The organism is Absiella sp. AM09-50 (assembly GCF_003433845.1).
Lineage (GTDB): Bacteria > Bacillota_I > Bacilli_A > Erysipelotrichales > Erysipelotrichaceae > Hoskinsella > Hoskinsella hominis.
This window is the reverse complement of sequence record NZ_QVFI01000006.1, coordinates 130,089-142,720: the sequence shown is the minus strand read 5'-3', so window position 1 is coordinate 142,720 and position 12,632 is coordinate 130,089. Positions and strand designations below refer to the sequence as shown.

General features: G+C 35.2%; 11 protein-coding genes. 1 reads left to right on the top strand and 10 read right to left on the bottom strand.

Going from position 1 to position 12,632, the window contains the following annotated elements; translation table 11 throughout:
• Window positions 1–72 precede the first annotated feature (72 nt).
• The 4 genes from DW114_RS07775 to uvsE form a co-directional block, all read right to left on the bottom strand.
• On the bottom strand, window positions 73–924 hold the full coding sequence (locus DW114_RS07775; protein WP_178695047.1) for a YitT family protein: 852 nt from the start codon (window positions 922–924) through the stop codon (window positions 73–75).
• A gap of 147 nt (window positions 925–1,071) precedes the next feature.
• Window positions 1,072–2,217 carry an amidohydrolase gene (locus tag DW114_RS07770; RefSeq protein ID WP_117453208.1) on the bottom strand — a complete coding sequence of 382 codons (1,146 nt, stop codon included), beginning with the start codon at window positions 2,215–2,217 and terminating at the stop codon, window positions 1,072–1,074.
• A 147-nt stretch (window positions 2,218–2,364) separates the two neighbouring features.
• The gene (locus DW114_RS07765) at window positions 2,365–2,937 is read right to left on the bottom strand and encodes a hypothetical protein (RefSeq protein ID WP_117453207.1); all 573 of its coding nucleotides are present in this window, start codon (window positions 2,935–2,937) and stop codon (window positions 2,365–2,367) included.
• A 54-nt stretch (window positions 2,938–2,991) separates the two neighbouring features.
• The gene (gene uvsE, locus DW114_RS07760) at window positions 2,992–4,218 is read right to left on the bottom strand and encodes a UV DNA damage repair endonuclease UvsE (protein WP_117453206.1); all 1,227 of its coding nucleotides are present in this window, start codon (window positions 4,216–4,218) and stop codon (window positions 2,992–2,994) included.
• A gap of 106 nt (window positions 4,219–4,324) precedes the next feature.
• On the opposite strand from uvsE, the gene DW114_RS07755 reads away from it, so the two are divergent.
• Window positions 4,325–5,098: an HAD-IIB family hydrolase gene (locus DW114_RS07755; protein ID WP_117453205.1), complete on the top strand. Its 774-nt coding sequence runs from the start codon at window positions 4,325–4,327 to the stop codon at window positions 5,096–5,098.
• Between the two features lie 62 nt (window positions 5,099–5,160).
• On the opposite strand, the gene DW114_RS07750 is transcribed toward DW114_RS07755, so the two are convergent.
• The 6 genes from DW114_RS07750 to DW114_RS07720 form a co-directional block, all read right to left on the bottom strand.
• A complete protein-coding gene (locus DW114_RS07750; protein WP_158552205.1) occupies window positions 5,161–5,703 on the bottom strand; it encodes a GNAT family N-acetyltransferase in 543 nt (180 codons plus the stop codon).
• 198 nt (window positions 5,704–5,901) lie between these two features.
• Window positions 5,902–8,862, bottom strand: a complete 2,961-nt coding sequence (locus DW114_RS07745) for a GGDEF and EAL domain-containing protein (protein WP_117453203.1) — start codon at window positions 8,860–8,862, stop codon at window positions 5,902–5,904.
• Window positions 8,863–8,903: 41 nt separating this feature from the next.
• On the bottom strand, window positions 8,904–10,334 hold the full coding sequence (locus tag DW114_RS07740; RefSeq protein WP_117453202.1) for an extracellular solute-binding protein: 1,431 nt from the start codon (window positions 10,332–10,334) through the stop codon (window positions 8,904–8,906).
• Between the two features lie 165 nt (window positions 10,335–10,499).
• Complete coding sequence (locus DW114_RS07730) at window positions 10,500–10,910, bottom strand: cupin domain-containing protein (RefSeq protein WP_117453200.1); 411 nt, start codon at window positions 10,908–10,910, stop codon at window positions 10,500–10,502.
• Window positions 10,911–10,921: 11 nt separating this feature from the next.
• Window positions 10,922–11,623, bottom strand: a complete 702-nt coding sequence (locus DW114_RS21615; protein ID WP_233509554.1) for a carboxymuconolactone decarboxylase family protein — start codon at window positions 11,621–11,623, stop codon at window positions 10,922–10,924.
• 117 nt (window positions 11,624–11,740) lie between these two features.
• Window positions 11,741–12,628 carry a LysR family transcriptional regulator gene (locus DW114_RS07720; RefSeq protein ID WP_117453198.1) on the bottom strand — a complete coding sequence of 296 codons (888 nt, stop codon included), beginning with the start codon at window positions 12,626–12,628 and terminating at the stop codon, window positions 11,741–11,743.
• Window positions 12,629–12,632 lie beyond the last annotated feature (4 nt).

The window sequence follows — 12,632 nt, the reverse complement described above, 5'->3', positions numbered from 1 at the left end:
TTTATTTTATGATGTTACTTCTTATAAAAATTTCATAAAAAAACTGATTTGATATCAGTTTTTTTAAATCATTTACGCTTTTTTTGTATTCCAAATACCAACGACTTCATTGACGGTTGATATTGTCACAAACACTTTAAAGTCTGCCTTGTGGAGAAAATCCAATAAAATCTTATATTCATTATTACTCATAATGGTCACAAGCTCCACACGGTTTTCTTTCTCAAAACCTCCCTGTACCTGATACAAAGTTACCCCTCGTTTCATTGTATCAAGAATAAATTTTTGAATTTTCTCATACTCATCAGATACAATACAGATTTTCTTTTTCTTATTGATACCGCCAATAAAATAATCTACGACCAAACCATTTGCGTATGTTCCCAATACACTCACGATAAATGTTCCGATATTGTACACTAGAAGTGAACTCATTGCGGTTATCATCCCTGCCATTGTTACAGCTTTTCCAATTTCCATATGGGTATATTTGCTTACAATTTTTGCGACGATATCTAAACCACCAGAAGATGCATTCACATTAAATAATAGTGCCTGTCCAAAACCAACAAGCAATACATTACATATCAGATCATATACATTATTTCCTGTTAGAGAACCATTTAATGGAAACACCGCTTCATAAAAGCCTAGAAATACTGGAAATAATAATGATGTATAAACCGTTTTTACACCAAATTCCTTTCCAATAAATATAAAGCCTATGATTAACAATCCAACATTTAAAATCATCGTGATTACAGAAATTGATAAACCACTTAATTGGGCAAGCACCATCGCCAAACCAGAAATACTACCCACAACGATCCCACTGGGTATCATAAAAAAGTAAACACCCAATGATGTAAAAAATAATGCAAGTGTCATGATGACATATTCCCTCAGATTCTCTTTTTTCAGCATATCTTAACCTCCAGTAAAATCAAACTTTCCTCATATACTTTACCATAAATTCAAAGAAAGAAATAGAATTATATTGCCCAGCCATTAGGAAAAAGGTGGTAAAAAAAACAGATCATATCCTAATTGGTTGATCTGTTTCTTCCTGTGTTAAGCCTGATATGCGATTTTTCCGTTGATAATCGTATAATCAACATGATTCATGGCATCTAATAAACTGCTGTCACAGATAATTAAATCTGCATCTTTGCCTTCTTTGATACTTCCAATTTGATCATCTAATCCAAGAATTTTAGCAGGATTGATGGTGATTGCTTTTAATGCCTCCATTTCATCTAATCCACTCTTCATAGCTAATGCCGCACATAATGGTAGGTATTCTTCTGGAATAACTGGAGAATCTGTGGTAATCGCAATTAGTATTCCTTCTTTTTGTAGTACTGCTGGTGTTTTAAATGATTTATGTGCCAATTCTAATTTTGTCTTATGTCCAAAGGATGGCCCTACAATTGCTGGAAAACCACTTTCTTTAATTTGTTTCTTAATAATTTCACCATCTGTACAATGATCTAATGTTACTTTGATATCAAATTCTTTTGCAATCCGGATAACCGTAAGTATATCATCCGCACGATGTGCATGACATTTTAATGGAAGCTCTTTTTTTAATACAGGAATCATAGCTTCAAGTTTCATATCATACGCAGGCATCTTCGTGATATCTCCATTGGCTGCTTCTTTCTTCATCATATATTCTTTAGTTTTTATAAGTGTTTCTCTAAGTAATGCCGCAATATTCATTCTTGTACGAATCTTTCCTTTTTCACGATATACACGTTTTGGATTTTCTCCAAATGCTGCCTTCATGGCAATCGCTTCTTTGATTTTCATTTCATCCATACTGACACCATGTGTCTTATATGCCACAAATGTTCCACCTATAACATTGGCACTTCCAGGTCCTGCCGCTACAGCGGTAACACCAGCTTTACAGGCATTTGTGATAGTTTCATCCAATGGATTACAGCCATCAATAGCACGCATATGAGGTGTAATAGGGTCTGTTGTTTCATTGACATCATCCCCTTCAAAACCAATCGCAGATTCTTCCATTCCCAAATGACAATGTGCTTCTACCATGCCAGGAAATACAAACTTTCCACTAGCATCAATCACTTCATCATCACTTTCTTCTACATTACCTACTTTAACGATTTTTCCATCCTGAATCAGGATATCTCCTTCAATGATTCCTTCTTCTTCCATTGTGTAAATCTTCGCATTTTTAATTAACATCTTTTTTTCCTTCTTCCTTTTTCTATGCAACGAATGTCAAATGTAAACTGTATGGAAACAGTCTTTTTCCTAATGTATTATATCATTTTACAGAATTATCCTAAAGTATAATTTTAAGGAAATAAAAGAAAAAGCGCGATTTGCGCTTTATTCTGTATCTGTTTGATTTTCTGTAGAATCTTTAGTATTGGACTGATCATTACTTTGATCAGATTCATCTGTACTTGTCGTTGTCGTCGTTGTACCTGCACGATAACCTGGGAATGCACCCAATACATCTGAGATATCCGCATTTGTTTCATACAATAATAAATAGTCACCATTGACTTTGGCATTGTATTCACTTTCTTTATTATTGATATTCACTTTTACTTTGCCTTTATCCGCAGCTTCTTTTAAAATCTTTTTCATGTTTTCATCTTCACTTTTTACACGATACAGATATACCCGATTGTTGTTTGCCATAAAGCTTCTACCTTCATAAGCAGCAAAATCCATTTGATCGATGTTTTCACTCTGATCATAAGCAACACCTTTTTCTTTGAAGTAGCTCATCATGTTATCGATACTGTCTTCCGTATCTTTTTTAGCGGTGTTTGCTTTGTTTTCAACCTTGTTTTCTACTTTGTTGTTGTCTTTTTTGTCATCTTTTGTACTACATGCCGCAAGCATGGAGCATAAGGCAAGTGTACATGCCATTACTTTATATTGTTTTTTCATTTGATGAAATCCTCCTGTCCTTTATAGTATGAACGAAAGAAAAATGCTTATACCTTATAGAAACAGATAATTTTCTTCATCTTTAGCAAACGCCGACAGGCTCATAAAACAGTTTTTTAATCCTTGTTCCGAAAGAGCTCCTTCCATATATCGCTGCATGGATTTTTGAAGTTTGATTTTCTGGGTATTGTTCAGATAAGGCAAATATTCATTCATCATCATTCGATAACAGAGTGCCCCCTGTGTATCATCAATAGGTGTTGATAATGCCTGATCAATTAATTCATAAAATCTTCTTACTTCTAATTGCTGCGTGGTTGTAATGGTTTTAAAGATATCTAAGGAATGGCGCAAAATAAGATAACGATAATTTTTCCATACCAGTGCTTGTTGAAATTGTTCAGGATATAATATATCAAGGGCCTGTAAAGCCGCAAGATTTTTCGTCTTTATTTCTAACATCATATCCATATCCATATAACGGATATCTCTGCAAAACATTAAAAACTGCTGGGCATCCAGATAGGTCGCATGTGCACCTTTTCTTCGACTCATATCTTGCTGGCTATAGTGGATTTTCATTCTGCCATCCTTTGGCTTCCAGCTTTTTTGTACGAGCAATAATGTTTGATATAGATTTAAATCAGGAAAAGATGGTAATATCTCATGATGCAGATTATCAAAAATTACTGGAATTTGTATTTTATCTGATATGTATAAAACATCTTCTAATGTATAATAACGATCATCATTTTCGATGATCAATCGCTGTTTAATATCTTCATCAAGATGATGGAACACAAAGATAAAGCGTTGTATTGCTGCCATTTTATCGCCATATATTCCACCGATATGTAAAATCAATTTACTTGTATCATCAAGCTCCATAAGATTCAAAATATCACAATGATATCGTAAATCTGCGATGGAACGTTGTAAAACATCTTCATTTATAGCATTTAACAAGGTATACTGTCCCGGATGCATACTTAATCGCATATGATAGTTTTTGGCTTTCTCTCCCAGTTTATGAAATGCTTCCTTGAATTCTTCTTTCCAATTCAACATATTGACAGGACTAGACCCAAAAGGAATCAAATCGCTGCTTAACCTGAAAAGAGCGATATGATGTTGATGGTTATATTCTAATATTTCATCTAGTACCATCAGATTATGTGTAATGATCTGATATAGATTTTCTTCTGTCGCAAATTTCATTGTACAGGTACGAAACTTTGGTAATGTATTACTCAAACACTGACAAGCATATCCAATGCGCATAGGCTCACCTCACAGAGATAGTATGGTGTTTTATTTTTTTGTATATACCTTGCCAATCTGAAAATCATAGGATATCATTATATTGGAAAAAGGAGAAAACTGGGACATGGAAAAGAAGTATTTATTTTTTGATATTGATGGTACACTGACAGACAACAGCACAAAGAAAATTGTGACTTCGGCAAAATGGGCATTAGATGAACTACAGCGAAATGGTCACTTTGTGGCAATTGCGACTGGACGTGCTCATTATAAAGCAAGGGGTTTTATGGAAAGCATAGGACTACATCACATGGTATGTTGTGGTGGCAATGGATTAGTAATCAATGATCAGCTGATACAAAATATCCCCTTAGATCGTGAAGAAGCCATTCGCACTTATGAGAAAGCTTCAGCACTTGGATATGGTGTATTGGCAATGCTGGATGATTCTATTGATGTTTATACACACAATGATGATTTTCGTAAGCAGTGTGGCGATCGTAAAGAACCAACACGTTATATTATTGATGAAAATTTTGATATTCATCAGGCAAAGGAAATTTATAAATTATATGTATCCGTGCCACGAAGTGAAGAAGAAGTCTTCACAAAAGATGATCAATTAGGACATTTACGTTTTGTGGAAGATTATTTGATGTTTCAACATGATCGTAAAAAAGAAGGTATTCTGGATATGATGGAGCATTTACAAGCTGATCCAAAAGATGTGGTGGTTTTTGGGGATGACTATAATGATTTAGTTATGTTTGATGATCGCTGGCTGTCCATTGCGATGGGAAATGCTTGTGATGCATTAAAGGAAAAAGCTGATTATGTCACAGATAAAAATGTGGATGATGGTATCTGGAATGCCTGTCGTCATTTTGGATGGATTTAACAGAGTCGCAATTCGGCTCTTTTCTTTTGAAAAAACATATCCAAACAGGATATGCTTTTTGTTTAATCAAATTTGATTTCGTAATATTGAAAGGTTACGGTTTTCTTCAAGTGAGGCTTTCTTTCATCAAAACTGTAACGATAACTTAAGCCTAAGTCTTTGATGATTTCCCCACTCTTTACATTCTCTTTATCATGAATAGCGGATATTTTGGTAAAGCCGTTTTCTTTTGCCATATGTAAAAGGGCATTTGCTGCTTCCTTTAAATAACCTTTTCCACGATATTCATAGATCATACCGGCATTGAATTCCCCAATGCCACGGCCTGGATATAATCCATCAAGTGATATAAATCCAATAACTTTCTTGCTGGTTTTCTCCTCCAATACATAATAATATGCGATATCTCTTTCATAAACCGGTAGGATATAGGATTCTAGATATTGGGATGCTTCTTTGATAGTTGTTAATGGAAACCAAGGGCGATATCGATGTATCGTATCATCCTTGAATATTTCTAAAAAGGCTTCACGATCCTGTTTTACTGCTTTTCTTAATAACAAACGCTGTGTTTCCAGCGTAGGGGTATTGATTTTCTTTAACATTCTCATCCTCCTGCGTTTTACTATTTTAGGGTATAATTTAATTATTGTACTACACATGGGTGTAAATATCAATGTGAAATGTATCAAAATTTACATAAAATGTAAATAAAAGAAAAATATCATCCAATAATACATCTGATACATTTTGTTGTTTTCATAAAAAAACCAGCAGGCATATAAAACTGCCTGCTGGAAGTATTATCTTCTGGCATTGAGTGATTGAATGAGTTTCACGATTTCATTTGGAATGGATGCAGATTTCATTTGTGGCTTTCCTAACAAGTAACCTTGAAGGTAGTCTACCTTTAATTTCATAACCTGTTTCATCTCATCTACTGTTTCTACACCTTCCGCAATAATCAACATGCCACCTTCATGTCCATAGGATACGATGTTTTCCACAATCTTTTGTTTATCGTTATCTTTGTCTATGTTATGAATAAAGCTCATATCGATCTTGATATATTTTGGCGTAATACTCAATAATAAGATTTCTGAGTTATAGCCGCTTCCATAATCATCAAGTGCAAGTGCGCCATGCCACTTTTCTACAAACTTCTGTTTCTGTTGATGCAGTGTTTCGTTCATCTTTTCTCCTTCAGTTACTTCGATTACTACATTGTGAAGGTATGGCTCAAATGTTTTTTCAAACTTCGCTATCATTTCCGGTGATAACATTTCACTGGCGATGGAATTAACAAAAATCTTTGTATTTTCATCAAAATAATGGTTCTTAATGTTTTCCTGATAACCCTCCATTGCTTTAAACATCGTCAATTCTTCAATTTTTCCAAGTTTTGATTCCATCTTCGCAATATTCAAAATTTCTTCAGGATTCTTCAAATTAGGCATGAAGGAGCGCATGAGCGCTTCATAAGCAAATACAGAACCATCTTTTGTGGATACGATTGGCTGGAAGTAGTAATGCAGACTTTCAGTTTCAATCAATTTTAAAAGCTCTGCACGATTTCTGCTCATATAGGAATCATTGTCATAATCTGTTTTATTGAAATTCGCAAATATACCTTTACAAGTATGCTTTACTTTATACATAGCATAATCGGAGTATAATTGTAAATTCTTGACTGTTGTTGCATCTTTTGGATACCATGAGATACCACCGGATACTTTTATTTTAAAGGTTTCATATTTGCCTAAAGTGATATAGGATTCATCAATCCCGTGTTTTAACTCCATCAGTAATTTTCTTAAAGGTTCTTCATCTTCATAGCCAAAGAAGAATAAATAGAACTCATCTCCAGAAACCCTAGAAATCATCGTATTGGATGGACTGTATTTCACGAAGGCTTCTGTTGCTTTGCGAATATAAGTATCTCCACTATCATGTCCATAATGGTCATTGATATATTTCAGATTATCTAAATCAACCATCAATAATGCTGCGGTTTTCAATACTTCTGGTTCATCAAATAATATCTGCATTTCACGATGGAATGCTCTACGATTCATTAAGCCTGTCAATGCGTCATGATCTCGTTCATATTCAATAATGTTTTGTTCAAGGATACGTTCAGTGACATCCTCTGCTAATCCAATGACATGATGAGCATCAAACCAGGATATGGTAAGCTCCACAAAAATGATATCATTATCTTTTGGCAGATGATACACATATTTATGTTCTTCTTTTTTCTTAATATAAGGACTCATTTCTTTCATTTTCTGACTGAATCCCTCGTAAGTCATAAGCGAAGAATCAATATCATCCTGTAAGAATACAGAGAAGAAATTATCCGTGATAAAGAAATCGTTTTTCTCCTGATCATATTCAAATCCTGCCATTTTTACACTGGCTAATTGTATGATTTTGGTGAAACGGCGAGAAGAATCTAACAGATTCTGGTTTAGTGATTCAATAGAATCTACCAGCTGATCGATTTCTGTGATATCTGTCTTTTGCAGTTTTCCATCAGTCTTTTTCTGTGTTTTCAACTGTTTTGACAAACTGGTAATTGGTGAACTTAATTTAAAGGATATCAATACACAGCCAAGCATACCTACCCCTAGTGTGATTAATCCTGCCAGTATCAAGGAAATATTGATATGGTGTGAAAATGCCATCAAATCATCATCTTTGATCAATGACATGATTGTCCACTGTTCATCCAGATATGGTGTATTGGTATTATACAAATGCAATGTTTCTATTGCGGCATAGACTTCATCCCTGCTGTTTTCTACATAATAGCCTTCTTCTTTTTGAAGAAGTGTTAAATTCGATGTACAATCAAATAGTGTACTGTCTAAAACGGGTGAATATACATTGGCTTTTTTAGTAGTTATCCCAAGCTCATATGATGCATGACCTGAACCGTTGATTTCTTCATTTGGCAATAGTGTTGTTAGATATTCTTCTAAAATAGAAATTCCCACAACACCATAGACACGCCCTTTTGTATCAATTAGTGGTACGCTGTATGAAATAAACGGCTGTAAGGTTCCATCTAAACAATTATTGGCACTCCAATAGCCCATATCGCCTAAAGAATAGTTTTTTTGTTTTTTCAATGCGGCCTGATAAGGACGGTATAAGAATTTATAATAGTCTTTTTCATGTTTTCCAAAATTAAACAGTGGCGTCCATGAGGTATCCGTTGAAATATTTAATTTTTGTACAATACTTGCCGGTGCACGTTCAATCAATAAATCCGCATTGCGATTACTTGCTTTGGAAGCCGGATCCATATCCCGAATATAGATGCCAGGCTTATCACTGACATCTTCATCCAAATCGTGATTATTGAAAATAACATAGATATCATTGACACGATTGGAACGCAGTTTTTGTATCATATCATCTGCGATTTCTGCGATCAATGGAGATGCTTCATTAGAACCATTATCCAATTGATCAATGGAAATTATGCCCTGTTTTTCCAGCATCTCTGCTTTTGTATTAATGGTTTCTGCCAACAATGTAACATCAGACCATGTATTGTTCATTTCATTTTCTAAAAAGCCTTTTTTGTTGATGACACGTTCTTGTAAAATATCTCTTGAATTTTCTTCTAGCCGTTCTACGATTCCTCCAGCATAAACGCTGATTGCCAAAATAACGATTTCGGTAATCAAAAGGATACACATCGGCACCAGAATGTGTTTCAAGATTGATTTACTTTTTACTGACCTTTTTTTCACTGCCACATGCCTCCTCTTTCCTGTCTGTTATATATGTTGCTTTATTTTACAAGTTCTTTTAGCTGTGCATATGTTTCATTGTACCATGCTTCAAAATTCTTGTCATTATCAAATTGGGAAACTGCTTCTTCATAGCTCTTTCCATTCTTCATATCCGCTAAAACGCTTTTACGATCTTCGCTTGCTTTATCTGATAATGAATATTCCAATACATTTCTAGCTTTTGTACCATTTTCAAAAGCTTTGGTTGTATATAGTGTAGATTGGTGAATGGTATCAATGGCTTTATCAATGATTTGTTCTGTTTCGGTTGTCGTTGTAATCTTTTCTTTAATGACATCTTTATCATTGGCTGCTTTTGTGACTGGCAGATATCCACTGTCCACAGAGAATTTCACGTTCTGATCAAGTTTTGTGAACCATTTCAAAAATTCTGCACAAGCCGTTTCTTTTGCTTCATCAGATTTCGTCACAACCATGCCAGCTCCCTGTTGTACAGCAAAAGCTTCACCGTTTTCAAATTGAGGCGCAACGAATGCGGACATTTCAATCTTATATGATTCATTATCATTTAAGATCACTTCTTTAGGAAAGAAAGTTGCCCCAGAAGAAGAACCTACAAATGCAATGATATTTCCGGTTTTGATATCATCACTACGGAATCTTCCAGATGACGCAAAATATCCTTTGATATATGGCACATAATAATTATCCCATAGTTTTTTCACGATTTCTTTATCATAATTCAATGTGACAATGCCATCTTTCATCTCGAATATCTGTACACCATTTTGTCTGAATCCAATAATGAAATAATTTGCCAGTGCATCTCTTCCAAAGAATGCTTTTCCATCATTCTTTTCTTCAGTTAAAGAGTCACTCCATTCATAATATTTCTGAGAAACCTTGGTGACACCTTCAATTGTTTTTAACTCATCTAAAGATGTACCAGTTGCCTTACTGAACTTATCCCAATCTGTCTTATTCAGCATAAAGATTTCCGTTGATTTTGCGATTGGAAAAATCTTTAAACTGCCATCATTGGAGAATTCGCCTTCTTCAATATAACTTGAAATATATTCTTCCAGTTCTTTTTTAGTGAAATATTTTGTTAAATCAACTGCATATCCCAATCGATCGACCGTATAGGCAGTATCTGCATATGCCGCAAAGATATTTGGTATTTCTGCCACACCTGCTTCTCCATTGATAGAATCCAATACGTTGTTTTCTAAATCATTTACATTTCCCTGACCGGAAGCTTTCACAATGATTCCCTTTTCTTTACCTACTGTATCATTAAATTCCCTAATTAAATCATTGAAAGATTCCTGTTGTGCACCATTGTAATAATGCCACAAACTGATCTGAACCGGATGATCTGGATCTAATACATCTTTCTTACTGCTGCACCCACTTAAAACCAGCATCAGACTTAAAACTGTCGTTAGATACACTTTTAATTTTTTCATAATTTACCCCTGCCACTTTCATTATCTTTAAAGTACCACATTTTATCGCATTTGTAAATTTTTATGAAAACAATCTTATAGAAAATTGCGTTTTTTTCTAAAATTCTTGCATATTCCTTATAATTTAAAAAAAAGGAATTCTCATAGGTAGAGAAATCCATTCTTTTATAATTGATGATACGTATCATCATCCACAGCTTCTAGCCACTCATTACTGCCATTTTCTGATGGTACTTCCACCGCAAGATGCACAAACCAACTGTCTTTTGTGGCACCATGCCAGTGCTTTACTTCTGGTGGAATATTAACAACATCGCCTGCCTTCAATAACTGCGCGCGTTTGCCCCATTCCTGATAATATCCTTCTCCTGCCATAACCAGAAGAATCTGACCACCTCCATGGTGAATATGCCAGTTATTGCGACATCCCGGCTCAAAGGTCACATTAGCAATACTAACACCTTTATTTGTCAACATGGATAAATAACTCTGTCCGATAAAATACTTCGCAAATGCTTCGTTTTTCTCCCCTAATGGAAATATACCGCCATTTTTTAATTCTTCATTTTTCGCCATAATTTTCTCCTTTATACTGCCTCTTTGATACAGCGCAATGCGTTTAAGCTTCTTGGATATCCTATATAAGGAAGACATTGTGATAAGATGGATATCAGTTGTGCTTCATCATTTCCTATACGGATATTTGCTTTGATATGGGAATTCAGTTGTGGTTCACAACCACCCTGGGCTGCTAAAAAACAATACGTAATCATTTCTCTTTCCCGCAATGTCAATCCATTTCTTGTGTAATAATCTCCAAAACAGTTTTCCGCCAGCCATCGATTGATGTGTACACTATCTTTAGATCCGCTTTTATAAAAGTCTTTCATATGCTCTCCAAAGATATCGACCTGTGCCTGTGAACCTTTCTTTAAACGGGTTTGTTTGCTTGTTGTAGATTGTGATGGAAGTGGCAGATTTATTTGTTTCTGTTTAAGAATACCATTTGTCTGCTGGATAAATGGATACACCTTTCCATATCCTAAATATGCACATGCCTGATACAACAGCTCCTTTAGTTCTATAGCCTTTAAAGATACCTCTAATGTATCCTCAACGATACAGGTAAACACATCCAGTGCCTGACATCCAACAAGACTGGCGCAAATCGCTAATGTCCGTGTACGCTCATTCAATTCAGGTTCATCTTCTACATCCTTTAGAAACAGATCCATGCGTTCTATAAATTCCACATCGGTGTCCCATAGATTTTTTAAACATGTTTTCATATATCCTGCCTTCTTTCTTTTGACTTCTGACAAATCCATTGTAAAAGAGGAACGATATAATGTCTAATGCTTCATTTCTATAAAGTATCATGCTTTTTAAGCATGAAAAAAGAATCACTAGGATTCTTTTGTAAAAGCTTCTTTTAGATTTTCCAGAAGTTTATGTGCAGCAGGTGAAAATAACTGGTGCTTCTTCCATACCAGTACCACACCTGTTTCAAGTGTTGGAGAAAAAGGGCGAAAACACAAAATGCTGTGTTCATCTGTGGGCGCAAGCTTATCAAAACAGATCACATGTCCCATGCCCTGCTCTGCCATAATTGCCGCATTATAAATCAGATTATATGTGGATATAATCTGCAGGTGCTCGTATTCCTCATGAAACCAGCTGGCAATTTCATTTTGTACGATGGCTCTTCTGGTAATAATCAGATTTTCATTTCTTAAATCATCTGGTGTAATGACGCTTTTTTGCGCAAGCCGGCTGTCTTTTCTTGTAAGAACTCCCCATGTTTCTTTATAGGGCAGGCGGATAAAATCATATTTATCTAATTGCACTGGTTCCATCAATAAAGCAAGATCAATCAAGCCTTTATCAATCTTCTCTTTGATATCATCTGCATTGCCGCTAAACATATGGAAATTGGTGAACGGATATTGTTCATGGAAGGTTTTCATCACATCTGCCATCATACGCATGGCCTGGGTTTCCCCACTTCCGATAAAAATATCTCCAGATATCATTTCTTCCCGGTTCGCAAATTCTTTTTCTGTCTTATCTGCCAGATCAATGATATCCTCTGCTCTTCTTCTTAGCAGCATGCCTTCTTCTGTTAATGATATTTGATTTTTACCTCTGATAAACAGCTGGGTATGCAGCTCTTCTTCCAGCTGAATCAATTGTCTGGATAACGTAGGCTGGGTAATGTGCAGGATATTGGCAGCACGTGTAATATTCTGTTCTCTTGCGACTGTTAAAAAATAACGAAGGACACGTAATTCCATGAGC

Coding starts and splice junctions, on each gene's coding strand:
- uvsE (WP_117453206.1), bottom strand. CDS start 4,218: ATGCGCATTGGATATGCTTGTCAGTGTTTGAGTAATACATTACCAAAG.
- DW114_RS07720 (WP_117453198.1), bottom strand. CDS start 12,628: ATGGAATTACGTGTCCTTCGTTATTTTTTAACAGTCGCAAGAGAACAG.
- DW114_RS07775 (WP_178695047.1), bottom strand. CDS start 924: ATGCTGAAAAAAGAGAATCTGAGGGAATATGTCATCATGACACTTGCA.
- DW114_RS07755 (WP_117453205.1), top strand. CDS start 4,325: ATGGAAAAGAAGTATTTATTTTTTGATATTGATGGTACACTGACAGAC.
- DW114_RS07740 (WP_117453202.1), bottom strand. CDS start 10,334: ATGAAAAAATTAAAAGTGTATCTAACGACAGTTTTAAGTCTGATGCTG.
- DW114_RS07770 (WP_117453208.1), bottom strand. CDS start 2,217: ATGTTAATTAAAAATGCGAAGATTTACACAATGGAAGAAGAAGGAATC.
- DW114_RS07765 (WP_117453207.1), bottom strand. CDS start 2,937: ATGAAAAAACAATATAAAGTAATGGCATGTACACTTGCCTTATGCTCC.
- DW114_RS07730 (WP_117453200.1), bottom strand. CDS start 10,910: ATGGCGAAAAATGAAGAATTAAAAAATGGCGGTATATTTCCATTAGGG.
- DW114_RS07750 (WP_158552205.1), bottom strand. CDS start 5,703: ATGTTAAAGAAAATCAATACCCCTACGCTGGAAACACAGCGTTTGTTA.
- DW114_RS21615 (WP_233509554.1), bottom strand. CDS start 11,623: ATGAAAACATGTTTAAAAAATCTATGGGACACCGATGTGGAATTTATA.